The organism is Pseudomonas sp. R9.37 (assembly GCF_963878885.1).
Classification (GTDB): domain Bacteria; phylum Pseudomonadota; class Gammaproteobacteria; order Pseudomonadales; family Pseudomonadaceae; genus Aquipseudomonas.
The window spans coordinates 177,143-200,602 of sequence record NZ_CAWNZA010000011.1; the positions used below are offsets into that span (position 1 = coordinate 177,143).

General features: G+C 60.5%; 21 protein-coding genes, 1 pseudogene and 1 riboswitch. Of the genes and pseudogenes, 11 read left to right on the plus strand and 11 right to left on the minus strand.

Features of this window, described 5'->3' with window-relative positions; genetic code table 11:
• The first annotated feature begins 57 nt into the window (after positions 1–57).
• On the plus strand, positions 58–723 hold the full coding sequence (locus AACU78_RS07445) for a polysaccharide lyase family 7 protein (RefSeq protein WP_106576070.1): 666 nt from the start codon (positions 58–60) through the stop codon (positions 721–723).
• A 285-nt stretch (positions 724–1,008) separates the two neighbouring features.
• Here the strand turns inward: AACU78_RS07445 and fba are convergent, their stop codons facing one another.
• The 6 genes from fba to tkt form a co-directional block, all read right to left on the minus strand.
• Entirely contained in the window at positions 1,009–2,073 is a 1,065-nt protein-coding gene (gene fba / locus AACU78_RS07450; RefSeq protein ID WP_003177554.1) for a class II fructose-bisphosphate aldolase, read from the minus strand.
• Between the two features lie 269 nt (positions 2,074–2,342).
• Complete coding sequence (locus tag AACU78_RS07455) at positions 2,343–2,675, minus strand: MliC family protein (protein WP_106575623.1); 333 nt, start codon at positions 2,673–2,675, stop codon at positions 2,343–2,345.
• 62 nt (positions 2,676–2,737) lie between these two features.
• The gene (locus AACU78_RS07460; RefSeq protein ID WP_106575624.1) at positions 2,738–2,965 is read right to left on the minus strand and encodes a hypothetical protein; all 228 of its coding nucleotides are present in this window, start codon (positions 2,963–2,965) and stop codon (positions 2,738–2,740) included.
• Between the two features lie 29 nt (positions 2,966–2,994).
• Complete coding sequence (locus tag AACU78_RS07465) at positions 2,995–4,158, minus strand: phosphoglycerate kinase (protein WP_106575625.1); 1,164 nt, start codon at positions 4,156–4,158, stop codon at positions 2,995–2,997.
• 17 nt (positions 4,159–4,175) lie between these two features.
• A complete protein-coding gene (gene epd, locus AACU78_RS07470; RefSeq protein WP_106575626.1) occupies positions 4,176–5,231 on the minus strand; it encodes an erythrose-4-phosphate dehydrogenase in 1,056 nt (351 codons plus the stop codon).
• A gap of 166 nt (positions 5,232–5,397) precedes the next feature.
• Entirely contained in the window at positions 5,398–7,395 is a 1,998-nt protein-coding gene (tkt, locus tag AACU78_RS07475) for a transketolase (protein ID WP_106575627.1), read from the minus strand.
• 257 nt (positions 7,396–7,652) lie between these two features.
• Here tkt and AACU78_RS07480 point away from each other — a divergent pair, with 257 nt between their 5' ends.
• The 5 genes and pseudogenes from AACU78_RS07480 (at position 7,653) to AACU78_RS07500 (ending at position 12,420) form a co-directional block, all read left to right on the plus strand.
• Positions 7,653–8,648, plus strand: coding sequence for an ArsR/SmtB family transcription factor (locus tag AACU78_RS07480; RefSeq protein WP_106575628.1), 996 nt, complete (start codon positions 7,653–7,655; stop codon positions 8,646–8,648).
• Positions 8,649–8,667: 19 nt separating this feature from the next.
• Entirely contained in the window at positions 8,668–9,858 is a 1,191-nt protein-coding gene (gene metK, locus AACU78_RS07485) for a methionine adenosyltransferase (protein ID WP_099234792.1), read from the plus strand.
• A gap of 77 nt (positions 9,859–9,935) precedes the next feature.
• A pseudogene (locus AACU78_RS07490) lies at positions 9,936–10,196 on the plus strand (hypothetical protein); the annotation flags it as partial.
• 95 nt (positions 10,197–10,291) lie between these two features.
• The gene (ligB, locus tag AACU78_RS07495) at positions 10,292–11,956 is read left to right on the plus strand and encodes an NAD-dependent DNA ligase LigB (protein WP_106575629.1); all 1,665 of its coding nucleotides are present in this window, start codon (positions 10,292–10,294) and stop codon (positions 11,954–11,956) included.
• Positions 11,957–12,024: 68 nt separating this feature from the next.
• Positions 12,025–12,420 carry a DUF1090 domain-containing protein gene (locus tag AACU78_RS07500; protein WP_106575630.1) on the plus strand — a complete coding sequence of 132 codons (396 nt, stop codon included), beginning with the start codon at positions 12,025–12,027 and terminating at the stop codon, positions 12,418–12,420.
• 6 nt (positions 12,421–12,426) lie between these two features.
• On the opposite strand, the gene AACU78_RS07505 is transcribed toward AACU78_RS07500, so the two are convergent.
• The gene (locus AACU78_RS07505) at positions 12,427–12,876 is read right to left on the minus strand and encodes a c-type cytochrome (protein ID WP_106575631.1); all 450 of its coding nucleotides are present in this window, start codon (positions 12,874–12,876) and stop codon (positions 12,427–12,429) included.
• Between the two features lie 127 nt (positions 12,877–13,003).
• Here AACU78_RS07505 and mltA point away from each other — a divergent pair, with 127 nt between their 5' ends.
• Positions 13,004–14,188 carry a murein transglycosylase A gene (mltA, locus tag AACU78_RS07510; RefSeq protein ID WP_106575632.1) on the plus strand — a complete coding sequence of 395 codons (1,185 nt, stop codon included), beginning with the start codon at positions 13,004–13,006 and terminating at the stop codon, positions 14,186–14,188.
• Positions 14,189–14,504: 316 nt separating this feature from the next.
• On the opposite strand, the gene AACU78_RS07515 is transcribed toward mltA, so the two are convergent.
• Positions 14,505–14,891, minus strand: a complete 387-nt coding sequence (locus AACU78_RS07515) for an MAPEG family protein (RefSeq protein ID WP_106575634.1) — start codon at positions 14,889–14,891, stop codon at positions 14,505–14,507.
• A gap of 195 nt (positions 14,892–15,086) precedes the next feature.
• Between AACU78_RS07515 and AACU78_RS07520 the strand changes: the two genes are divergently transcribed.
• On the plus strand, positions 15,087–16,346 hold the full coding sequence (locus AACU78_RS07520) for a cation:proton antiporter (protein WP_106575635.1): 1,260 nt from the start codon (positions 15,087–15,089) through the stop codon (positions 16,344–16,346).
• A 41-nt stretch (positions 16,347–16,387) separates the two neighbouring features.
• Here AACU78_RS07520 and AACU78_RS07525 read toward each other — a convergent pair whose 3' ends face one another.
• From AACU78_RS07525 to AACU78_RS07535, 3 genes are all read right to left on the minus strand, one after another.
• Positions 16,388–18,250 carry a DUF3857 domain-containing transglutaminase family protein gene (locus AACU78_RS07525; RefSeq protein ID WP_106575636.1) on the minus strand — a complete coding sequence of 621 codons (1,863 nt, stop codon included), beginning with the start codon at positions 18,248–18,250 and terminating at the stop codon, positions 16,388–16,390.
• 66 nt (positions 18,251–18,316) lie between these two features.
• Entirely contained in the window at positions 18,317–19,201 is an 885-nt protein-coding gene (locus AACU78_RS07530) for a formate/nitrite transporter family protein (protein ID WP_106575637.1), read from the minus strand.
• Positions 19,202–19,277: 76 nt separating this feature from the next.
• The gene (locus AACU78_RS07535; RefSeq protein WP_064454506.1) at positions 19,278–19,682 is read right to left on the minus strand and encodes an acyl-CoA thioesterase; all 405 of its coding nucleotides are present in this window, start codon (positions 19,680–19,682) and stop codon (positions 19,278–19,280) included.
• Between the two features lie 198 nt (positions 19,683–19,880).
• Positions 19,881–19,987: riboswitch (S-adenosyl-L-homocysteine riboswitch) on the plus strand.
• 21 nt (positions 19,988–20,008) lie between these two features.
• Between AACU78_RS07535 and ahcY the strand changes: the two genes are divergently transcribed.
• The 3 genes from ahcY (at position 20,009) to AACU78_RS07550 (ending at position 23,364) form a co-directional block, all read left to right on the plus strand.
• The gene (gene ahcY, locus AACU78_RS07540; RefSeq protein WP_106575638.1) at positions 20,009–21,418 is read left to right on the plus strand and encodes an adenosylhomocysteinase; all 1,410 of its coding nucleotides are present in this window, start codon (positions 20,009–20,011) and stop codon (positions 21,416–21,418) included.
• 178 nt (positions 21,419–21,596) lie between these two features.
• Entirely contained in the window at positions 21,597–22,442 is an 846-nt protein-coding gene (metF, locus tag AACU78_RS07545) for a methylenetetrahydrofolate reductase [NAD(P)H] (protein ID WP_106575639.1), read from the plus strand.
• 130 nt (positions 22,443–22,572) lie between these two features.
• The gene (locus tag AACU78_RS07550) at positions 22,573–23,364 is read left to right on the plus strand and encodes a substrate-binding periplasmic protein (RefSeq protein ID WP_106575640.1); all 792 of its coding nucleotides are present in this window, start codon (positions 22,573–22,575) and stop codon (positions 23,362–23,364) included.
• Positions 23,365–23,460 lie beyond the last annotated feature (96 nt).

Consider the following 23,460-nt stretch of genomic DNA (forward strand, 5'->3'; position numbering starts at 1 on the left):
TAAAGAACGTGAATGGCCCCTGGGCCAAAGCCTCACCTCTGTAAAAAGGCCAACACCATGATCGACCTTTCCACCTGGAACCTGAGCATTCCGGTCGGCTCGCCGCCCACGACCATCGACACTCCGAAACTGCTAAGCGGCTTCAAGGACCAATATTTCCAGGCCGAAGGCAGCGACGTGCAATTCTGGACACCCGTGACCGGCACGCGCACAGAAAACGCCGTCTACCCGCGCAGCGAATTGCGCGAAACCTATGCCGACGGGCGTCTGCGTAACTGGACTTACCCCGACGCCGACAATTTTCTGCGCGCCACCCTGGCCGTCAACCAGGTGCCCTCGAGCGGCAAAGTAGTCATCGGTCAGATCCACGCCTATGACAGCCAGAAACCCCTGATCAAGCTCGAATATCAATTCAAGGAAAAAACCCAGACCGGCAACATTGTCGCCAAAGTGCGCATGCGCCCGGACGAGGATGAAGGCCGCGTGATTATCGTGGCCTCCAATGTGCCGCTGGAGAAGAGTTTCACCTACGTGATCAACCTCAATAAAGCCGGGCTGCTGACCGTCGAGGCCGCTGACGGCCAGTGGAATGAGCGCATTGGTGCCGCGTGGGGCGCCAAACCGCTGTATTTCAAGGCCGGCGCGTATGTGCAGGACAACAGTGGCAACAGCAAGGAAGGCGCACGGGTGACGTTTGCGAAGCTGGATATTGATCACGAATGAGTGTCGCCTGATTTCAAGCAGGCCTGGCCCTACGACTCCACGGATTATTCGCGTTTAAGCACGCCGCTGATCCCTGTGGGAACCGGGCTTGCCCGCCATGGCGGACTGTCAGCCAACCCATTCGGTCACTGACACGCCGCGTCGCGGGCAAGCCCGGCACCCACAGGCAATCTGAATTAGCAGGGCAACCCTGTGGCGAATCAGCTCGGCGCAACGCACAAGGGTCAAATCCCGGCCACAAAAAAGCCCGCATTGCTGCGGGCTTTTTGTTTAAACGCCTGAGGCTCAGTTCACCTTGGCGTTCAACTCACCTTTCAGGTAACGCTGGTACATCGCTTCCAGGGAGATCGGCTTGATCTTCGAAGCATTACCGGCCGTACCGAACGCTTCGTAACGAGCGATACACACGTCACGCATCGCGGTCACAGTGGCACCGAAGAATTTACGTGGGTCAAATTCGCTCGGGTTGGTGGCCATCAGGCGACGCATCGCACCGGTGGACGCCAGGCGCAGGTCGGTGTCGATGTTGACCTTGCGCACGCCGTACTTGATGCCTTCGACGATTTCTTCAACCGGCACGCCGTAGGTCTCTTTGATGTCGCCACCGTACTGGTTGATGATCGCCAGCCACTCTTGCGGTACCGAGGAAGAACCGTGCATCACCAGGTGGGTGTTAGGGATGCGTTTGTGGATTTCCTTGATGCGGTCGATCGCCAGCACGTCGCCGGTAGGTGGCTTGGTGAACTTGTAAGCGCCGTGGCTGGTGCCGATGGCGATGGCCAGGGCATCCACTTGGGTCTTTTTCACAAAGTCAGCGGCTTCTTCCGGGTCGGTCAGCATCTGGCTGTGGTCCAGCACGCCTTCAGCGCCGATGCCGTCTTCTTCGCCGGCCATGCCGGTTTCCAACGAACCCAGGCAGCCCAGCTCGCCTTCAACCGAAACGCCGCAGGCGTGAGCCATGGCCACGGTTTGTTGGGTCACGCGTACGTTGTACTCGTAGTCGGTTGGGGTCTTGCCGTCTTCGCCGAGGGAGCCGTCCATCATCACCGAGCTGAAGCCCAGTTGGATGGAGCGCTGGCACACGTCAGGGCTGGTGCCGTGGTCCTGGTGCATGCACACCGGGATGTGCGGGAATTCTTCGATGGCGGCCAGGATCAGGTGACGCAGGAAAGGGGCACCGGCGTATTTGCGGGCACCGGCCGAAGCCTGAACGATCACTGGGGAGTCGGTCTTGTCAGCGGCTTCCATGATGGCGCGCATCTGCTCAAGGTTGTTGACGTTAAAGGCTGGGACGCCGTAGCCGAACTCGGCTGCGTGGTCCAGCATTTGACGCATGCTGATAAGTGCCATTGTGTTGTCTCTCCCGATCGTGGGTCGTTAATCGTGCAAGCCTGCCGTAGCGGCGGCTGCTATTCAAGTTATTGCAGATCAAGGGGTTAAGGCTTGGCCTGCTGAATCGTTATTGCAGTGACGGACCTGACACAAGCTCCAATTTGAAACCCGATCAATGTGAGAGCTGGCTTGCCTGCGATGGCGATTTGTCTGCCGACATCTTCGGTAACTGACCCACCGTCATCGCGGGCAAGCCCACCCCCCACATTTGATTTTCATTGGGCTCACTACTGGGCCTTGCAGCCTCGCCCAATCAAATCATCGGTGGCGACCCAGTAAATCAGGCCTTCCTCACCTTTTTGGTGAAACGCCAACTGGTCGTTGCTGTACAGCACGCCCGAGGCAGCAACGTCCTGTTTAAGACGATAAACCTGGTCGGAACCGCCGAGGCGTACATCCACCTCGGAACGCGCCTGGTTGGCAAAGCGCCAGTTGACCTCGGCCTTGCTGTCGCACGTCCAGGTGGTCCACTTGTAGGCCGGCTCTGCCTTGTTGAACATGTTCATGCTGCTGCAGCCGGCCAACAAGGCCAGGGCTGCCAGGGCGAAAACGCCTTTCATTGCCAATCCTCGAACGGCGACCCTAAAGGCCGCCAAAGCTGTCGGTTAGTTGATCAGACCCGTCAAGGGCAACCCTGTTCCTGACCGTTGGGCGCGGCGTCGTATTGCTCAAGCCGCTCGTTGCCGATGCGCTTGTTGATCACCGGCATGGTTTCGGCTTGCCAGTCAGCCTGGTAGCAGCTCTTTTTCTGCGTAGGCGCAGGCTCTGCAGCGGCAGGCTTCGCGCTTGGCGTGCTGCCGCAGCCGGCCAACAGGCCCGCTGCGATCACCAGTGCCAACGACTTGATCATGGGAATACTCCTTTTCCGGATCACGAGCCTTAGCCTTTGGCTCGAGTTTCCAGCACTTCAACGGCCGGCAGCACTTTGCCTTCGACGAATTCGAGGAACGCGCCGCCACCGGTAGAAATGTAGGAGATCTGGTCAGCAACGCCATATTTATCGATGGCCGCCAAGGTATCGCCACCGCCGGCGATGGAGAATGCCGAGCTTTCAGCAATGGCGTGGGCCAATACTTTGGTGCCGTTGCCGAACTGGTCGAACTCGAACACGCCCACCGGGCCGTTCCACAAAATGGTCTTGGACGACTTCAGCAGTTCAGCGAAGTTGGCTGCGGTTTGCGGGCCGATGTCCAGGATCATGTCGTCGGCGGCCACGTCAGCGATGAGCTTGACGGTGGCTTCGGCGCTTTCAGCGAACTCCTTGGCCACGACTACGTCCACCGGCAGCGGCACGCTGACTTTGGCCGCGATGGCGCGCGCGGTGTCGAGCAGGTCCGGCTCGTACAGGGACTTGCCCACCGGGTGGCCGGCTGCGGCCAGGAAGGTGTTGGCAATGCCGCCGCCGACGATCAACTGGTTGCAGATCTGGCTCAGGCTGTTGAGCACATCGAGCTTGGTGGAGACTTTGGAACCGGCCACGATGGCCGCCATTGGCTGCGCCGGAGCGCCCAGGGCCTTGCCCAGTGCATCCAGTTCTGCGGCCAGCAGCGGGCCGGCGGCGGCGACTTTGGCGAACTTGGCCACGCCATGGGTCGAACCCTCGGCGCGGTGCGCGGTGCCGAAGGCGTCCATCACGAACACGTCGCACAGGGCCGCGTATTGCTGGGCCAGTTCATCGCTGTTCTTTTTCTCGCCTTTGTTGAAGCGCACGTTTTCGAACAGCACGATGTCGCCTGGCTTGACGTCAACGCCGCCCAGGTAGTCAGCCACCAGCGGCACGTCGCGGCCCAGGGCCTTGCTCAGGTAGTCGGCTACCGGCTTGAGGCTGTTTTCGGCGGAGAACTCACCTTCGGTCGGACGACCCAGGTGGGAGCAGACCATCACGGCCGCGCCTTTTTCCAGGGCCAGCTTGATGGTCGGCAGCGAGGCCAGGATTCGCGCATCGCTGGTGACAACACCGTCCTTGACTGGGACGTTGAGGTCTTCGCGAATCAGTACGCGCTTACCTTGCAGATCGAGGTCGGTCATCTTCAACACGGTCATGGGTCGCAGTTCCTGAATTACTGTTGAGGTTGTGTGGAGGCGATGTGCAGATAATGTTCGGCAACATCCAGCATTCGGTTGGCAAACCCCCATTCGTTGTCGAACCAAGCCAGGATGTTCACCAGCCTGGGGCCGGAAACGCGGGTCTGGCTGGCATCGACAATCGCCGAATGCGGGTCATGGTTGAAATCGCAACTGGCATGCGGCAACTCGGTGTAGGCCAGCAAACCCTTGAGCGGGCCGCTGGTGGCGGCGTCGCGCAGAATCCGGTTGACCTCCGTCGCGTCAGTGTCGCTGACAGTCTGCATGGTGATGTCCAGGCAAGACACGTTCACCGTCGGCACCCGTACGGCTTTGGCTTGAATTCGCCCGGCAAGTTCCGGTAACAATCTTTCGATACCTCGCGCCAGGCCGGTAGACACCGGAATCACTGACTGGAAGGCCGAACGCGTGCGGCGCAGGTCTTCGTGGTGATAGGCGTCGATGACCGGCTGGTCGTTCATCGCCGAGTGAATCGTGGTGATCGACACATAATCCAGGCCAATCGCCTGATCCAGCAGGCGCAACAGCGGCACGCTGCAGTTGGTGGTGCAGGAGGCGTTGGACACCAGCAGTTCATTGCCGGTCAGGCAATCCTGGTTGATGCCGTAGACGATGGTGGCGTCGACATCCGCCTCGCTGGCCATCGGCTGGGAAAACAGCACACGCGGTGCGCCGGCGTCGAGAAAACGCTGGCCATCGGCACGGGTGTGGTAAGCACCGGAGCATTCCAACACCAGGTCGACGCCCAGCGCCGCCCAGTCGATGCCCTCGGGGGTGGCACTGCGCAGGACTTTCACGCAGTCGCCATTGATATGCAGACAGTCGCCTTCAACGCGCACTTCGCCGGGAAACCGGCCATGGGTGGAGTCAAAGCGTGTCAGGTATTCGATGCTGGCCATGTCGGCCAAATCGTTGATCGCGACAATTTCAAACCCGGCCGCCGCCCCTCGCTCAAACAGAGCACGCAAGACGCAACGACCAATGCGGCCGTAGCCGTTGAGTGCAACTTTGTAGGGACGCGGTTGGGGCATGGGGTTCTCGATTACCTTGGTAATAGGGTGAATGTACCGCCGCTTTCGCGAGCAAGCCCGCTCCCACATTTGGAATGGGTTCACAATTCAAACCATGTGAACCCGATCTAATGTGGGAGCGGGCTTGCTCGCGAAGAGGCCAGAACAAGCACCTCAATCTACAGCCTTAGTCTTCCAGCAGCTCTTCAGCCTGACCCAGGATGTTTTCCAGGGTGAAACCGAACTCTTCGAACAACGCTGGCGCCGGCGCCGACTCACCATAGGTGGTCATGCCGATCACGCGGCCTTCCAGGCCCACGTACTTGTACCAGTAGTCGGCGTGAGCCGCTTCGATGGCAATACGCGCGCTGACCTGCAACGGCAGAACCGATTGCTTGTAGTCGGCGTCCTGGGCTTCGAACAGGCTGGTGCACGGCATGGACACAACGCGCACGTTGCGGCCCTGGGCCGTCAGCTTGTCGTAGGCCTGAACGGTCAGGCCGACTTCGGAACCGGTGGAGATCAGGATCAGCTCCGGCTCGCCAACGCAGTCCTTGAGCACGTAGCCACCACGGCTGATCGCAGCGATCTGCGCGTCGGTACGCACTTGGTGCTGCAGGTTCTGACGCGAGAAAATCAGCGCCGAAGGGCCGTCCTTACGCTCAATGGCGTGCTTCCAGGCCACGGCAGATTCGACCGCGTCGGCTGGGCGCCAGCAATCCAGGTTAGGTGTGGTACGCAGGCTGGTCAGTTGCTCGACCGGCTGGTGCGTCGGGCCGTCTTCGCCCAGGCCGATGGAGTCGTGGGTGTACACATGGATCACGCGCTTTTTCATCAGCGCGGCCATACGTACGGCGTTGCGCGCGTATTCCATGAACATCAGGAAGGTTGCGCCGTAAGGCACCAGGCCGCCGTGCAGGGACACGCCGTTCATGATGGCGCTCATGCCGAACTCGCGCACGCCGTAGTACATGTAGTTGCCGCTGGCGTCTTCGGCCGAGACACCTTTGCAACCTTTCCACAGGGTCAGGTTGGAACCGGCCAGGTCAGCCGAACCGCCGAGGATCTCAGGCAGCAACGGGCCAAAGGCGTTCAGGGTGTTCTGGCTGGCTTTACGGCTGGCGATGGTCTCGCACTTGGCCGCCACTTCGGCGATGTAGGCCGAGGCTTTTTCCGAGAAGTCGGCAGGCAGGTCACCGGCCAGGCGGCGTACCAGTTCGTTGGCCAACTCAGGGAATTCGGCGGAGTAGGCCGCAAAACGCTGGTCCCACTCGGCTTCGGTCGCCAGGCCTTTTTCCTTGGCGTTCCACTCGGCATAGATGTCAGCCGGGATTTCGAACGGGCCGTGGTTCCACTTCAGCGCTTCACGGGTCAGGGCGATTTCCGCGTCACCCAGTGGGGCGCCGTGGCAGTCTTCTTTACCTTGCTTGTTCGGCGAGCCGAAACCAATGGTGGTCTTGCAGCAGATCAGGGTCGGCTGCTCGCTCTTGCGGGCGGTGTCGATGGCGGTCTTGATCTCTTCCGGATCGTGGCCGTCGACGTTGCGGATCACTTGCCAGTTGTAGGCTTCGAAACGCTTCGGGGTGTCATCGGTGAACCAGCCTTCGACTTCGCCGTCGATGGAGATGCCGTTGTCATCGTAGAAGGCAATCAGCTTGCCCAGGCCCAGGGTACCGGCCAGGGAAGCCACTTCGTGGGAAATGCCTTCCATCATGCAGCCATCACCCAGGAACACATAGGTGTGGTGATCGACGATGTTGTGACCAGGGCGGTTGAACTGCGCGCCCAGGACTTTTTCAGCGAGTGCGAAGCCGACAGCATTGGCCAGGCCCTGGCCCAGCGGACCGGTGGTGGTCTCGACGCCTGGGGTGTAGCCGAATTCCGGGTGACCCGGGGTGCGGCTGTGCAACTGGCGGAAGCTCTTGAGGTCATCGATGGTGACGTCGTAGCCGGTCAGGTGCAGCAGCGAATAGATCAGCATCGAGCCATGGCCGTTGGACAGCACGAAGCGGTCACGGTCGGCGAACGACGGGTTGCTCGGATTGTGTTTCAGGTAGTCACGCCAAAGTACCTCGGCGATATCCGCCATGCCCATCGGGGCACCGGGATGGCCGCTGTTGGCTTTTTGCACGGCATCCATGCTGAGGGCACGAATGGCGTTGGCACGCTCACGACGGCTGGGCATCGCTGATCTCCTGGGGTTGCTTAAAAGAAACGGAAAAAAGGATCGGCATTTTCCCTCAGCCACCGCCTGCGGGCAATCACAGATAGTCACTTGAGGTGTTTTTCCTGCGGATTGCCCGCTAATCGCTTGCAGAAAAGCCTGACCGCTTCGTCTAAAGGTTATAGCGGCTGCTTATAACTACCGATTATCGACCAATATCAAAACTTTTTGATATTGGCCTTGCGGGGATATCCACCCGTCACTAGACTGCTGGCCTTATGAACCTACCCGTGCCCTCCCTGCGTCCTGACGACGGCGATGAACTGGCAGCCTTGTGCAAGGCCGCTGGTGATCCGTTACGCCTGAACGTATTGCGCGCACTGGCCAACGACTCTTTCGGCGTACTGGAACTGGCGCAGATCTTCGCCATTGGCCAGTCCGGCATGAGCCACCATTTGAAGGTCCTGGCCCAGGCTGACCTGGTGGCCACCCGCCGCGAGGGCAATGCGATTTTTTACCGCCGCGCCCTGCCCCACACCGAGCTGCTCGGCGGCAAACTGCACGCCGCGCTGCTGGAAGAGGTGGACAGCTTGAGCTTGCCCGGCGACGTGCAGTCGCGCATCAGCCAAGTTCACGGACAACGCGCTGCCGCCAGCCAGGATTTTTTCTCACGGGTCGCCGAGAAGTTTCGCGCCCAACAAGACCTGATTGCCGGCTTGCCGCAATACCGCGAAAGCGTACTGGCGCTGTTGGACAAACTGGGCTTCAGTCATTCGGCCACGGCGCTGGAAGTCGGCCCTGGCGATGGCGGTTTCCTGCCGGAGCTGGCGCGCCGCTTCAAGCAGGTGACGGCGCTGGACAACAGCCCGGCGATGCTCGAACTGGCGCGCCAGTTGTGCGAGCGCGAGGCGCTGGGCAATGTCAGCCTGCAGCTGGCGGACGCGTTGAACGACACAAACCTGCGGGCCGATTGCGTGGTGTTGAACATGGTCTTGCACCATTTCGCCACCCCCGCCGACGCCCTCAAGCAGATGGCAAATTTGCTGCAACCCGGCGGTAGCCTGCTGGTCACAGATTTATGCAGCCACAACCAGAATTGGGCCAAGGAGGCCTGCGGTGATCTCTGGTTGGGTTTTGAACAGGACGATCTGGCCCGTTGGGCCACCGCTGCGGGACTCGTTCCCGGGGAAAGCCTCTATGTAGGTTTACGTAATGGTTTCCAGATTCAGGTCCGCCATTTTCAGCGGCCGGCTGGCGACACTCACCATCGGTAAATATCAGGAAAACATCGAGATGAGCGAATACTCCCTTTTCACCTCCGAGTCCGTGTCTGAAGGGCATCCGGACAAAATCGCCGACCAGATTTCTGATGCGGTGCTGGACGCCATCATTGCTGAAGACAAGTTCGCCCGTGTGGCGTGCGAGACTCTGGTGAAAACGGGCGTGGCGATCATCGCCGGTGAAGTCACCACCACCGCGTGGGTCGATCTGGAACAGATCGTGCGCGACGTTATCACCAAGATTGGCTACAACAGTTCCGACGTCGGCTTCGACGGCGCGACCTGCGGCGTGATGAACATCATCGGCAAGCAGTCGCCCGACATCAACCAGGGCGTGGACCGCGCCAAGCCTGAAGATCAGGGCGCTGGCGACCAGGGCCTGATGTTCGGCTACGCCAGCAACGAAACCGAGGTGCTGATGCCGGCGCCGATCACCTTCTCGCACCAGCTGGTGCAACGTCAGGCCGAGGCCCGCAAAAACGGCCTGCTGCCGTGGCTGCGTCCGGATGCCAAGTCCCAGGTGACCTGCCGTTACGAAGGCGGCAAAGTCGTGGGTATCGACGCCGTTGTACTGTCGACCCAGCACAACCCGGACGTGTCCTACGCCGACCTGCGCGAAGGCGTGATGGAGCTGATCGTCAAGCACGTGCTGCCGGCCGAACTGCTGACCAAGGACACCCAGTTCCACATCAACCCGACTGGCCAGTTCATCATCGGTGGCCCGGTGGGCGACTGCGGCCTGACCGGCCGCAAGATCATCGTCGACAGCTACGGCGGCATGGCCCGTCACGGCGGCGGCGCGTTCTCGGGCAAAGACCCGTCCAAGGTTGACCGCTCGGCGGCCTACGCCGGTCGTTATGTGGCCAAGAACATCGTCGCGGCCGGCCTGGCCGAGCGGTGCGAGATCCAGGTTTCCTACGCTATCGGTGTAGCCCAGCCTACGTCGATCTCGCTGAATACCTTCGGCACCGGCAAGATCAGCGACGACAAAATCGTCAAGCTGGTGCGCGAGATCTTCGACCTGCGTCCATACGCGATCACCACCATGCTTGACCTGCTGCACCCGATGTACCAGGAAACTGCAGCCTACGGCCACTTCGGCCGTACCCCTGCGCAGAAGACTGTCGGCGACGACACCTTCACCACGTTCACCTGGGAAAAAACCGACCGCGCCAACGACCTGCGCACGGCCGCCGGCCTGTAAGCACGCGCTACCCCAAAAGCCCCGCCGGGTTCGCCGGCGGGGCTTTTTATTGCCTGCGCAACAGGCATTACACATTTGGCGCCCTGAGTACCCGACTGAGCGACAAACCCGGCGACTGCCAGCCACACGCCAAAGACCTGCAAAGCAAAGTTGACGTGGCGCAGGCCAAGAACGACGTGCTGAGCGTGAAGGCTTTTAAAGGCGCACGAGAGCAGGTCAACAAAGGTTGTAACAAACTGGCCGAGTCTTAAGCCAAAGTCGACGCCAGGCAGCAAACACAGGAAGCCAAGATGGATAAGAACGACGCGGTGAAAGCGTTGGGCGGCCTGTTCAAGTAATTCGAAACACCCGGTAAAAAGCCCCGCGCTGTCGGGGCTTTTTTGTGGCCGCCTGGATCACTTAGGCTGGGCGCCCCTTCCGAGCAAGGATGCTCATGATGCGTTTATTGATTGCTCTGTTACTCAGTGCCTTGCCCTTTCTGGTGTGGGCAGAAGACTGTCCCGAGGACGCCCGATCACAGGTCGGCGCGCTGGCCAGGCAGATCACGCTGTGGGATGACAGCTACCACCGGCTCGGCCAATCCCCGGTGAGCGATGAACTCTACGATCAGGCGCGCCACCGCCTGGACCACTGGCGAACGTGTTTCCCCAAAAACAGCCTGACGGCTGACAAGCCACTCGCGAGTTCGCGGGGCACACGGCCTCACCCGGTCGCGCACACCGGCCTTGAAAAGTTACTGGATGAGCAGGCTGTCGATGAATGGCTCAGGACGCGGCAAGACGTATGGATTCAACCCAAGGTCGATGGTGTCGCGGTGACGCTGGTCTATCGCCAGGGCCGATTGAGCCGGCTTATCAGCCGGGGTGACGGACGCTTCGGCCAGGATTGGTCGACTACCGCACGCCGGATCCCCGGGATTGTCCAGCAACTGCCGGAGCCCATCGACCTGGTGCTGCAAGGCGAACTCTATTGGCGCCTCGACGCTCATGTGCAGGCGACACAGGGCGGGCTGAATGCTCGCAGCAAGATGGCCGGGTTGATGAACCGCCTTCAGTTGAGCGACACCGATGCCGCGGGGATCGGGCTTTTTGTCTGGGCCTGGCCTGACGGCCCGACCGACTTCAACGAGCGCCTGACCACCCTCTCACGCTGGGGCTTCACCGATAGCCATCGCTACAGCCAGCGCATCCAAAACATCGCTGAAGCCTCACACTGGCGCAGTTACTGGTACAACCATCCCCTGCCGTTTGCCAGCGATGGCGTGGTATTGCACCAGGCTGCGCATGCGCCCGGCAAACGCTGGCAAGCCAGCGCTCCCTACTGGGCGGTCGCCTGGAAATACCCGGCCGCCAAGGCACTCGCGCTGGTGCGTAACGTGCGGTTCAACATCGGCCGCACCGGGCGTATCACGCCCATTCTTGAGCTGGAGCCGGTACGGCTGGATGACCGGCACATCCACCGCGTGAGCGTCGGCTCCCTGAAACGCTGGCAAGTGCTGGATATTCGCCCCGGCGATCAGGTGTCCATCAGCCTTGCCGGCCATGTTATCCCCCGCTTGGAACACGTGATCCTGCGCAACGAGAACAGGGTGGAAGTACGAGTGCCCGATGCGCGTAATTTTCACGCCTTGAGCTGTTGGCAACTGGACCCTGGTTGCGAGGAGCAATTGCTGGCCCGCCTGACCTGGCTGAGCGGCAACCAAGGCCTGGCCATGCCGCATATTGGCCGCGAAACCTGGAACATATTGATCCAGGCCGGTCTAATCGCCGGCATTCTCGATTGGTTGACCCTGGATGCGGCAGAGCTTGCTAACATTGACGGCTTCGGCGAACGCAGCCGCGCGCGGGTGCTCGATAGCATTCAATACGCTCGGCAACGTCCCTTTGCACAATGGCTCAAAGCCTTGGGTGTACCGCCCTCGGCACGTAACGACCTGAACGGCGGCTGGCAGACCCTGGCCGCCAGAGACACCCAGGCCTGGCTGGCCACCGATGGCATCGGCCCGGGCCGCGCAGCGCAATTGAGCGCCTTTTTTCGCGACCCGCAAGTACAGGCGTTGGCTCAGACACTCCGCGAGGCGGGGATAGAAGGGTTCTAACCTGGCCCGACCATTTTTTAACCAACGGCAGAATTCATCCTGCCATTTGATTGCACCCTGGAGCCTTTATGAAATTTCTTGCCCCTTTTGCCTTGTTAACGGTTGCAAGCTTCATGGCGACACCCCTGCTGGCCGCTGAAGAGGTGCCGGAACTCACCGGCTGCGCCGCCAAGCGCCAAGCCATCAGCGCTCAGATCGAACAAGCCAAGGCCCACGGCAACAGCCAACAACAGGCTGGCCTGGAAAAAGCCCTGAGCGAAGTCACCGCCAACTGCACCGACGCATCCCTGAGGAAAGAACGCGAAAACAAGGTGCTCGACGCCAAGCACGAAGTCAGCCGCCGTCAGGCCGACCTCGACAAGGCGATGAAAAAGGGTGACGCAGACAAGATCAACAAGCGTAAGGACAAGTTGGCGCAGTCACGCAAAGAGCTGCAGGACGCTGTTGAAGAACTCGACCAGTAAACCCGGTCAGTGATCCCGAAACTGTTTATGGCAAGCCGTGCAGGCATCTTCGACTTTCTGCACCGCAGGCCCCAGGTTGCTGGCTTTGTAAGGCTGCACCTGGCTGGCGATCACCAGTTCACCGGTGGCCGTTTCAAGGTTTCGGGCCAACGCCTGGAACCGTGCCTGCTGTTGCCACACGCTGTCCTTGGCGCTGGTGTGATCTTCTTCGCGCACGCTCGGGAAATGCTTCCACGGTTCGTGGGACAACGCGTCAAGCTTGACCGCGCCTTCGGCGAACTTCGCGCCATCGAAAGGGATGCGCCCACGCAACATGCCGCCCAGGTCTTCGCCGGTCTTGAGCATTTGCTTGAAGATTGCCTTGCGCTGACCCAGGGGTGAATTCGGATCAACACCGCCACAAGCGGATAACGTCAGGCAGGCCAGCAATACAACGGTCAGTCTTTTAAAAGTCATGATGGCTTCAGGTCACGGGAACGGCGGCCAGTATCCTCGCCCCGCCCGTAAAGACCAATAGCCCTATTAATAATAAGGGTTGCCCAAACGCGCTGCGGCGCGGGCAATCGCTTCAGGAAGTGTTTGTATGAATGTCACCTTGAAACCCTGGAGCCGCCGCCTGGCGTGGGCTCTGCCGATCATTGCACTGCTGGCCGGCTGCGATGGCAACAAAGACGCCGGCAAAGATGAAACCGTTAAACCCCATGCCGTCGCCACGTATGTGAGTGCACCGTGGGAAGCCTTGCCGGCTGTTTCCGACAGCGACCTGCTGGCCGGGTTTGAGTCCTGGCGCAGCGCCTGCCAACGCCTGAAGGCCGACCCGATCTGGGGTGCGACCTGCGCAGCAGCGACCAGTGTGCCGGGCAACGCCCCGGCGGTGCGCAGCTTTCTCAAGGAGCGCCTGGACGTGTTCGGCCTGCGCTCGGCCGACAACACGCCGAACGGCCTGATCACCGGCTACTACGAACCGGTCTACCCCGGCAGCCTGACCGAAACCGCCACTGCCCATGTGCCGGTGTACGGGGTGCCGGATGACCTGATCATCGTCAACCTGGAAAGCATCTACCCGGAACTCAAGGGCAAGCGCCTGCGCGGCCGCCTCGAAGGGCGTGTGCTCAAGCCATATGACGACGCCAGCACCATCAACGGCCAGGGCTCCACCGCCAAGCCGATTGCCTGGCTGACCAACCCGATGGACCTGCAGTTCTTGCAGATTCAGGGCTCGGGCCGCATTCAACTCGCCGGCGGGCGCCAACTGCGTGTGGGGTATGGCGACCAGAACGGTTACCCGTACCGCCCGATCGGCCGTTGGCTGGTGGAGCAAGGCGAGCTGAAAAAAGAAGACGTGACCATGGGCGCCATCAGCGCCTGGGCCAAGGCTAACCCGCAACGTATTCCACAACTGCTGGCGAGCAACCCCAGCTACGTGTTTTTCAGCGCGCGTCCGGACAGCAATGAAGGCCCGCGCGGCTCACTGAATGTGCCGCTGACGGCGGGCTACAGCGTGGCGGTGGATCGCAAGGTGATTCCGCTGGGCAGCCTGTTATGGCTGTCGACCACCAAACCTGACGGCTCGCCCATTGCCCGGCCCGTGGCCGCACAGGACACCGGCGGTGCAATCACCGGCGAAGTGCGCGCAGACTTGTTCTGGGGCACCGGTGATGCAGCGGGCGAGTTGGCGGGGAATATGAAGCAGCAGGGCCAGATCTGGATGTTGTGGCCCAAAGGCGCAGCGCTGCCACACGTGCCGGATGCACCTGCCGGTATCTGAGTGCTTACCGGTAGGCGCGACTCATGGTGCTGAGCACGCGTGTGTGGCGAGCGGGCTGGTGTGGCTAGCAGACCTAATGTGGCGAGCGGGATTGATGTGGCGAGCGGGCTTGCCCCGCGTTGGGCTGCGAAGCGGCCCTAAAAATACACACCGCGTTCTTTCTGAAAGAACTCGGCGCTTTTAGTGGGGCCGCTTCGCGCCCCAACGCGGGGCAAGCCCGCTCGCCACCACAAGCCCGCTCGCACACCCATTCCGCTCGGCACGACAAACGGGCTCGGCACAACAAGCCAGCTCACACGAGAAATTGCATCAGGCCTTAGATCGAGACAAAAAAGAAACTCGCAATCAATGCCATGCCCAATGCCCAGACCAGCGAACGCAGCATCGCCCAGTCCGCCAGGTAGCAAATGATGTACAGCAGCCGACTGGTGATAAACAGCACCGCCAGCACATTGATGGTCACCAGTGACGCCGTGCCGGCCAAGTGCGCAATGATCACTGCCGCCGCAAACGCCGGCGTCACTTCAAAGCTGTTGAGTTGTGCACTGTGAGCGCGCTTGGCGAACCCATCGAGGGTGTCCAGGAAAGCCCGAGGGTCATGGTTCTGCCGAGGCCCGAACTTGCCGCCGCTGAACTTGGCCACACCCGTGCACAGATAAGGCAGGAAAATTGCGATCAACACACACCAGAAAGCCACCGTCATCACTGATTCCTTTTGTAGTTTTAGCCAGCGGTTAGAGTTTTAGCACTAAAAATGCCACACCGCACTTAACCGCTATGAACCGCGCCACCGCCAAAGGTTCTACCGGCCTTTTGCCCCATGGCCTGCAACATCCCGCCACTGCTGCGGTCCATCCACCCATTAACCAACGCACACTCCACCTTCCAAGGACCCCGGATGCTTGAACTTGTCGCCGCCTTCATTTGCCTCACCACCCTGCTCACGTATGTGAACTTCCGTTTTATCGGCCTGCCGCCCACCATTGGCGTGATGGTCACCGCCCTGCTGTTCTCACTAATCCTGCAAGGCCTGAGCTTCATCGGCTACCCAGGCCTGGAGGAGCGTATTCAGCAATTGATCGGCCAGATCGACTTTGGCGATCTGTTGATGAACTGGATGCTTTCGTTCCTGCTGTTCGCCGGCGCCTTGCACGTCAACCTGAATGACTTGCGCAGTTATCGCTGGCCCATCGGTCTGTTGGCAACCTTTGGCGTGTTGATTGCCACCGTGGTTATCGGCAGCCTGGCGTTTTACATTTTTGCCCTGTTTGGCTGGCACGTGAGCTTCCTTTACTGCCTGCTGTTCGGCGCGCTGATCTCGCCCACCGACCCGATTGCGGTGCTGGGCGTGCTGCGAACGGCCAACGCATCGAAACCGCTGAAAACCACCATCGTCGGCGAATCGCTGTTCAATGACGGCACCGCGGTCGTGGTGTTTACCGTGCTGTTGGGCATCGCGCAGTTGGGTGAAACGCCAACCGTCGGCGCCACGGCCATGCTGTTCGCCCATGAAGCGATTGGCGGCGTGGTGTTCGGCGGGCTGATCGGCTACCTGGTGTACTTGATGATCAAAAGCATCGAGCAGCACCAGATTGAGGTCATGCTGACCTTGGCGCTGGTGATCGGCGGCTCGGCGCTGGCCACCGAACTGCACGTCTCGGCACCGATTGCGATGGTGGTTGCCGGCCTGATCATCGGCAACCTGGGCCGCAAGCTGGCGATGAACGACATGACCCGACGCTACCTGGACGGTTTCTGGGAGTTGCTCGATGACATGCTCAACGCCCTGCTGTTCGCGTTGATCGGCATGGAGCTGTTGCTGTTGCCGTTCAACTGGCTGCACGTATTGGCGGCCAGTTTGCTGGCGGTAGCGATCCTGCTTTCGCGCCTGCTGACCGTGGCCCCGGCGATCCTGTTGCTGCGCCGCTGGCGCACCGTACCGCGCGGCACTATCCGCATCCTTACCTGGGGCGGCTTGCGTGGCGGGGTGTCGGTAGCATTGGCACTGGCCTTGCCGTTGGGGCCGGAGCGCGACTTGTTGCTGAGCATCACCTACATCGTGGTGCTGTCGTCGATCCTGCTGCAGGGTTTGAGCATCGGCAAGCTGGTCAAACACGTGACCAAGGATGAACCGGCTCCGCAGGCCGAGACCCACTGATGGACGCGGGCGGCGAGCTGACTTCGCCGCCCGCATTACGGTCAGAGGGTCTGCACAATGATCTGGCTTTTCAGGTCATTGAACATCGCCTCGATCATCGGCTGCATCGCCTTGAACCACGCTGGGCTGCACACCGCTTCGGGATGACTGAACGCCAGGGTGCGGGAAACCAGTACGGTGTTGCCGCTGCGCTCGTAATGGGCGTCGTAGGTAACATCCGCGCCCTTAAGCGAAACGGTCTTGGGCACCGCCAGAATATTCACCCCTTCGGGAAACTCGAAGCGGGCCTCTTCAATACTTCGGTTGGCGAAACAGCTGAAGTTCTGCAGCCGCTCCTTTTCCACCGACAGGGCCTGCACGTCCTGAGCAATATTGCTGCCCAGCCGACTGAGGGCCGGCACGCCGATCGGCCCCGGCAAGTTCACGAGGTTTTCCGCGCGCCCGGCCAACGTGGTGTTGAAGCCGGACGCATCCCCGTCGAGTGCATCTGTTTGCAGCGCACCGCTGCCCGTCAGGCCATGGCTGCGTAGCGTTTTCTGAATGATCTGCTCACGCTCCGTCGGCGGCAGCGACCTGATACCAAAACGCATCGCTTCCGTGCGCCAACCTTCGGCCAGAGACGTTTGGGTAAAATCCGCCGCGCCGGTGTCATCGATCTTGAACACCAACTCACTGGACAACTTGCCAGCTTGAGTGGCCGGGGTACGTGCCATCTCGCCGGTGCGCGTCAACAACACTGGCTTGTCCAGGTCCTGCAGCGGCAGGTAACCGGCGGCGATGAAACGGGCGGTAGAGTCCAGGTACAGGTCAAGGCTGGGCACATAGGTGATCACATGGTTGATCACACGTAACGCGGCCACCGTGGGCAAGGTGTAGGCATTGCCCAGGTTGATCAGCGCCGGCGAGCTGTCGATGGCGACGGCCTTTAGCATGGCTTCGAGCAAGGCCACATGGTCCTTGCAGTCGCCGTAACGGTTATTCAGCACGGACTGCGCCGAGTGTGGCACCACGCCGCCGGCATCGATGTACACCGCCACATAACGGATGTTCTTGCGCACCCAGTCACTGAGCGCCAGGGCTTTGGCCCGAGGCGTCGGCTGGTCGGCCGTGAGCGTGTGCGCCAACTCAGTGATTTGCGGCGTCACCTCGACCTGGGCCCGTGCCTGGTACGCTTTGGCCAGGTCTTGGTAGTTTGCAAAGGTCGAAACGGCGAGGATTTGGCCATAATCGGTGTAGGCCACAGCACTCTGCTCAGGTCGGAGTTTGTCAACCGGCACATAGTCCCAACGGTAGACCTTGCGCCCGGCCGTGGCCTGCGCAGGGCCCGCCTTGAAACCCCGAGCCTCGGCATACAAGGGTTTGTCGGCCGGCAGGTCATAGGTCAGGCTGTAATCCTGGGTCTGGCTCAGGCTCGGCGTGGCGAAGTCGGTGAACTCGCCAGGGAATAACGCCGTCTTGCGCGTTCGGGTGTAGCGCAGGCTCAGACGATCCCCTACCGCCACCTCAGGAAAAATCACCACTTTGACCCGTGAGTCCTGAAACATCGGGGCATTCGCCGACGCCTGCTCCTGCTGCTCCCTGATCTGCGGCGCGGTGACCCTCACTTTGCGCCCGTCGGGCTTGAGCGTGAAGGCTTCGACAATCTCCAGGCTGTCCAGCGAGCGGTTGTAACTGACCGCCTGCTGGGCACTGAATCTGATGGCTCGCTCTTCGTTGATCAACGTGACCTTATCGGCCTGCAGCACATAACTGCCGTCGGCGTTGATCACGTAATGTTGAGTATTCTTTTCGATGGTCACCGAGCGATCCGCCGCATCGTCCCTGGCCTGCGCCATGCCGAACACGCCCAGCGCCACGATCAGCGCGCACCCATTGCGCACCCGTAAAAAAGGGGAAGCCCGCATAAAGATCCTTCTTTCATGAATGGAAAGCCGCGCAGCGACTTTGCCATTCATTTATGACGAATCGGCTTACCGCTCTTTGTTGACCTGCTGGGGGTGGCGCGGGTCTGCGGTCTCGCCCGGTAAACTGTTTTCGCTGCGAATCTGTGCGTGGCTGATCAGCGCGAAGATGAAACTGCCGCCGATGATGTTGCCCGCCAGCGTCGGCCCGGCGAACACCAGCCAGAAATCCTTCCACGGCAGTTCGCCCGCAAACACCAGGTACGAGACTTCCGCCGACCCGACGACGATATGGGTGAAGTCACCCAGCGCCATCAGGTAGGTAATCAGGATGATGATGAACATTTTCGCGCTTTCCATGGACGGGATCATCCACACCATGGTGGCGATCATCCAGCCGGAAATAATGCCCTTCGCGAACATCTGGCCGGGGTCGTTTTCCATGACTTTGCGACCGATTTCGAGGAAGGCCATGTCGGTCTTGGTGTCGAAGATCGGCAAATGCAGCATCACATACGCCACCAGCAAGGTGCCGCACAGGTTGCCCACCAGCACCACTGTCCACAGGCGCAGCAAGCGTCCGGCGTTGGCCAGGGTTGGCTTGCTCATCACTGGCAGCACGGCCGTCAGGGTGTTTTCGGTAAACAACTGCTGACGGGCGAGGATCACCGCCAGGAAACCTGCGCAGTACCCGAAACTGGCGATCACTTTGAACCCTTCGCCGTCCGGTAGCCGCGAATTGAGCAGGCCCATGCCCATCAACGACAGGCCCATGGTCAGGCCGGCGGCCAGCGCCGACCACCACAATGCGGCCACGGTGCGTTCCAGTTCCTGATCGCCCTGGGTGCGGATGATTTCATGCAGAACCGCCGCGCGGGGCGGCTGGTTCTTGTCGACGTCGTGCTGTTCTTCCTGCGACAGGTTAGGGGTCTTGCCGTCTGCTTGCGTAGCCATGGTGATACCTGAACGGGGGGCGTTGTTCAGGTACGACCTTTGACCTATCAATAGCGTTCACTGGCCAGCGGCAGGATTAGTCCTTGATGCCGTCTTCCTGGAACTGGTCTTTCACGTACTTGATCTCAGTGCGACCGTGGGGCGCCGGCAAGCCGTCTTCGCCGAGGTTGACGAAGACCATTTTTTCTACGGTCAGGATGCTTTTACGCGTGATCTTGTTGCGCACTTCGCAGGTCAGGGTGATCGAGGTGCGGCCGAACTCGGTGGCGGTGATGCCCAGCTCGATGATGTCGCCCTGGCGCGAGGCGCTGACGAAGTTGATCTCGGAGATGTATTTGGTCACCACGCGCTGGTTGCCCAATTGCACAATCGCGTAAATGGCCGCTTCTTCGTCGATCCAGCGCAGCAGGCTGCCGCCGAACAGGGTGCCGTTGGGGTTGAGGTCTTCGGGTTTTACCCATTTGCGGGTGTGGAAGTTCATGGTCACTCCAAAGCGTATTGCGAAATGATGGGCAACATCATGGCAGAGCCCAGGCCCAAGCTCTATGAGCCATTGCCTATCAAGCCCATGAGCGATCTTCATATGCCCGACAGAAAGGCTTGGGAAGTCTGGCGCACACAGCTATAATCGCCACCGCTTCAAAACGGTCATCTCTGATTGATACCGTTCTCCCGCCACCTGTCCGAGGGGCGCTGCAGCAGGCTCGACCTGTCAGGCTCGGATGGGGCGTTGTCAGGCCTGGTTTATCGGGTTTGATACTAAACGCACAACGGCGCCCATTCGCACACTACGAATGGAGGCTCTTCATGAGCGCTGTAATCACGCCTGCAGATTTCACCGACTACAAAGTCGCCGACATGTCCCTCGCTGCCTGGGGCCGTCGCGAAACCTTTATCGCCGAATCCGAAATGCCTGCCCTGATGGGCCTGCGTCGCAAATACGCCGCTGAGCAACCGCTCAAGGGCGCGAAGATTCTCGGCTGCATCCACATGACCATCCAGACGGCCGTGCTGATCGAGACCCTGGTCGCGCTGGGCGCCGAAGTGCGTTGGTCGTCCTGCAACATTTTCTCGACTCAAGACCAGGCCGCTGCTGCTATCGCTGCTGCCGGCATCGCGGTCTATGCCTGGAAAGGCGAGACCGAAGAAGAGTACGAGTGGTGCCTGGAGCAAACCATCCTCAAAGATGGCAAGCCATGGGACGCCAACATGATCCTCGACGACGGCGGCGACCTGACTGAGCTGCTGCACAAGAAGTACCCGCAGATCCTCGACCGCGTCCACGGCGTGACCGAAGAAACCACCACCGGCGTGCACCGCCTGCTGGACATGCTGGCCAAGGGCGAGCTGAAAATCCCGGCCATCAACGTCAACGACTCGGTGACCAAGAGCAAGAACGACAACAAGTACGGCTGCCGTCACAGCCTGAACGATGCCATCAAGCGCGGCACCGACCACCTGCTGTCGGGCAAGCAAGCCCTGGTGATCGGCTACGGCGACGTGGGCAAGGGTTCGTCCCAGTCCCTGCGTCAGGAAGGCATGATCGTTAAAGTCTCCGAAGTTGACCCGATTTGCGCCATGCAAGCCTGCATGGACGGCTTCGAAGTGGTTTCGCCGTTCATCAACGGCCAGAACGACGGCACCGAAGCGAGCGTCGACAAGGCCCTGCTGGGCAAGATCGACCTGATCGTGACCACCACCGGTAACGTGAATGTTTGCGACGCGAACATGCTCAAAGCCCTGAAAAAGCGCGCTGTGGTGTGCAACATCGGTCACTTCGACAACGAAATCGACACCGCTTTCATGCGCAAGAACTGGGCATGGGAAGAAGTGAAGCCGCAGGTGCACAAGGTTCACCGCACCGGCGCTGGCGATTTTGACCCACAGAACGACGACTACCTGATCCTGCTGGCTGAAGGCCGTCTGGTTAACCTGGGCAATGCTACTGGCCACCCAAGCCGCATCATGGACGGCTCGTTCGCCAACCAGGTTCTGGCGCAGATCTTCCTGTTCGGCCAGAAGTACGCCGACCTGTCGCCAGCCCAGAAAGCCGAGCGCCTGACCGTGGAAGTGCTGCCCAAGAAACTCGACGAAGAAGTGGCCCTGGAAATGGTCCGCGGCTTTGGCGGCGTAGTGACTCAACTGACCAAGACCCAGGCCGACTACATCGGCGTGACGGTTGAAGGCCCGTTCAAGCCGCACGCTTACCGCTACTGATATGCCTGCTGCCTGCTCCCCTTGTGGGAGCGGGCTTCTAATGTAGGAGGGGGCTTGCCCCCGATAGCGGAATGTCAGTTAACAACTATGTCGACTGATACATCGTCATCGGGGGCAAGCCCCCTCCCACATTGACGGCGTACATCTCCCGGTTTTATGAGTTTTCAAGGGTATTACCATGTCCCAAGACCGTCGCTACAGCTTCGAGTTCTTCCCGACCAAGACCGATGCTGGGCATGAAAAACTGATGGCGACCGCCAAGCAGTTGGCCAGTTACAACCCCGACTTCTTCTCCTGCACCTACGGCGCCGGCGGTTCGACCCGTGATCGCACGATCAACACCGTGTTGCAGCTGGAAAGCGAAGTCAAAGTTCCCGCCGCTCCGCACTTGTCGTGCGTGGGCGACAGCAAAGCCGACCTGCGCGGCCTGCTGACCCAGTACAAGCAAGCCGGCATCAAGCGCATCGTCGCCCTGCGTGGCGATTTGCCGTCCGGCATGGGCATGGCCAGCGGTGAGCTGCGCTACGCCAATGACCTGGTGAGCTTCATCCGTGAAGAAAGCGGCGATCACTTCCATATCGAAGTGGCGGCGTACCCGGAGATGCATCCCCAGGCACGCAATTTCGAAGACGACCTGCAGAATTTCGTGCGCAAGGCCAACGCCGGCGCCGACAGCGCGATCACCCAGTACTTTTTCAACGCCGACAGCTATTTCTACTTCGTCGAGCGTGTACGGGCCATGGGCGTGAACATCCCGATCGTGCCGGGCATCATGCCGATCACCAACTACAGCAAGCTGGCGCGCTTCTCCGACGCTTGCGGCGCTGAAATCCCGCGCTGGGTGCGCAAGCAACTGGAAGCCTATGGCGACGACGTCAAGAGCATCCAGGCGTTTGGCGAGCAGGTCATCACCCAGATGTGCGAACAACTGCTGCAAGGTGGCGCGCCAGGGTTGCACTTCTACACCCTGAACCAGGCCGAACCGAGCCTGGCCATCTGGAACAACCTCAAGCTGCCACGCTGAGGCTTGCTCCGTGACTCAAAGGCCCCCGTCAATACGAGGGCCTTTTTGTTTTAAATGCGCCACATCAACGTGCCCGCGAATGCTTGCGCCAGAGCTTCTCTTTAGCGCAAGAGCGTCGTAACCTCAGGGCATGCCTGTCATTCTCAAGTTGTTGACTGCTGTGTTTTTTACTTGCCTGAGCCTCACCGCTTACGGTGAGAAACTGCGCATTGTCACCGAGCCCTGGGCCCCCTACGTCTACGACGACAAAGGCAGCATGCGCGGGCTGGATTACGAAACCACGGTGACCGTGTTCCAACGCCTGGGCGTGGACGTGCAATGGCAATTCCTGCCCTGGAAGCGCTGCCTGGCGATGCTCGACCAAGGCCACGCCGATGGCGCACTGGACATCTTTCACAGCCATGAGCGCGACGCCCTGCTGCTTTACCCCAGCGAGCCGCTGTCGGATGTCGAATTCGTGCTGTTCTACGCCAACGACCGCCCTCATCCGGCCGAAACCCTCGATGATTTGCGCGGGCTCACCGTCGGTACATCCCCTGGCTACCTCTATGGCGAAGATTTCAGCGAGTCGACCTTGTTCAACCGCGAGCCGGCGCCCAGTCATGAGGCCAACTTCGGCAAGCTGTCGCTGGGGCGCATCGATCTGGTCATTACGGACCGCCGAGTGGGCCAGCATGTGATCAAGGCCATGGGCCTGGAGGGCAAGGTCAGCCAGGCGCCCGTGGTAGTCAGCCGCCAGCCGCAGTTTCTTGCCGTGCGCCGTGGCGCCGGCATGGACTTGCTGGTGCAGCGCTTCGCCGCCGAGCTTAAGCGCTTCAAACAAGAGCCGGCCTACGCCGACTTGAGCGCAAAATACGGCGGAATCCAGGCCATTACGGCCTCTGAACACACCGTTGAGCAGCAGGAAAGCAGCGCGCCGTGATTGCTCTGTTATACTCCGGCCTTTCCGCCAGGCTCACGCCCGGCCGCTGAGGTCTTGAAAAAGGCACCTAACCCAGCTACTGCGCAGCTTTCAGCC

Excerpts from the sequence above, each read along its gene's own strand:
- AACU78_RS07530 (WP_106575637.1), bottom strand. The coding sequence starts at position 19,201 with ATGGCTACGCAAGCAGACGGCAAGACCCCTAACCTGTCGCAGGAAGAA.
- ligB (WP_106575629.1), top strand. The coding sequence starts at position 10,292 with ATGATGCGTTTATTGATTGCTCTGTTACTCAGTGCCTTGCCCTTTCTG.
- metK (WP_099234792.1), top strand. The coding sequence starts at position 8,668 with ATGAGCGAATACTCCCTTTTCACCTCCGAGTCCGTGTCTGAAGGGCAT.
- AACU78_RS07455 (WP_106575623.1), bottom strand. The coding sequence starts at position 2,675 with ATGAAAGGCGTTTTCGCCCTGGCAGCCCTGGCCTTGTTGGCCGGCTGC.
- AACU78_RS07505 (WP_106575631.1), bottom strand. The coding sequence starts at position 12,876 with ATGACTTTTAAAAGACTGACCGTTGTATTGCTGGCCTGCCTGACGTTA.
- AACU78_RS07480 (WP_106575628.1), top strand. The coding sequence starts at position 7,653 with ATGAACCTACCCGTGCCCTCCCTGCGTCCTGACGACGGCGATGAACTG.
- AACU78_RS07550 (WP_106575640.1), top strand. The coding sequence starts at position 22,573 with ATGCCTGTCATTCTCAAGTTGTTGACTGCTGTGTTTTTTACTTGCCTG.
- AACU78_RS07460 (WP_106575624.1), bottom strand. The coding sequence starts at position 2,965 with ATGATCAAGTCGTTGGCACTGGTGATCGCAGCGGGCCTGTTGGCCGGC.
- epd (WP_106575626.1), bottom strand. The coding sequence starts at position 5,231 with ATGCCCCAACCGCGTCCCTACAAAGTTGCACTCAACGGCTACGGCCGC.
- AACU78_RS07445 (WP_106576070.1), top strand. The coding sequence starts at position 58 with ATGATCGACCTTTCCACCTGGAACCTGAGCATTCCGGTCGGCTCGCCG.
- AACU78_RS07535 (WP_064454506.1), bottom strand. The coding sequence starts at position 19,682 with ATGAACTTCCACACCCGCAAATGGGTAAAACCCGAAGACCTCAACCCC.
- AACU78_RS07520 (WP_106575635.1), top strand. The coding sequence starts at position 15,087 with ATGCTTGAACTTGTCGCCGCCTTCATTTGCCTCACCACCCTGCTCACG.
- AACU78_RS07500 (WP_106575630.1), top strand. The coding sequence starts at position 12,025 with ATGAAATTTCTTGCCCCTTTTGCCTTGTTAACGGTTGCAAGCTTCATG.
- mltA (WP_106575632.1), top strand. The coding sequence starts at position 13,004 with ATGAATGTCACCTTGAAACCCTGGAGCCGCCGCCTGGCGTGGGCTCTG.
- AACU78_RS07515 (WP_106575634.1), bottom strand. The coding sequence starts at position 14,891 with ATGACGGTGGCTTTCTGGTGTGTGTTGATCGCAATTTTCCTGCCTTAT.
- metF (WP_106575639.1), top strand. The coding sequence starts at position 21,597 with ATGTCCCAAGACCGTCGCTACAGCTTCGAGTTCTTCCCGACCAAGACC.
- AACU78_RS07465 (WP_106575625.1), bottom strand. The coding sequence starts at position 4,158 with ATGACCGTGTTGAAGATGACCGACCTCGATCTGCAAGGTAAGCGCGTA.
- ahcY (WP_106575638.1), top strand. The coding sequence starts at position 20,009 with ATGAGCGCTGTAATCACGCCTGCAGATTTCACCGACTACAAAGTCGCC.
- AACU78_RS07525 (WP_106575636.1), bottom strand. The coding sequence starts at position 18,250 with ATGCGGGCTTCCCCTTTTTTACGGGTGCGCAATGGGTGCGCGCTGATC.
- tkt (WP_106575627.1), bottom strand. The coding sequence starts at position 7,395 with ATGCCCAGCCGTCGTGAGCGTGCCAACGCCATTCGTGCCCTCAGCATG.
- fba (WP_003177554.1), bottom strand. The coding sequence starts at position 2,073 with ATGGCACTTATCAGCATGCGTCAAATGCTGGACCACGCAGCCGAGTTC.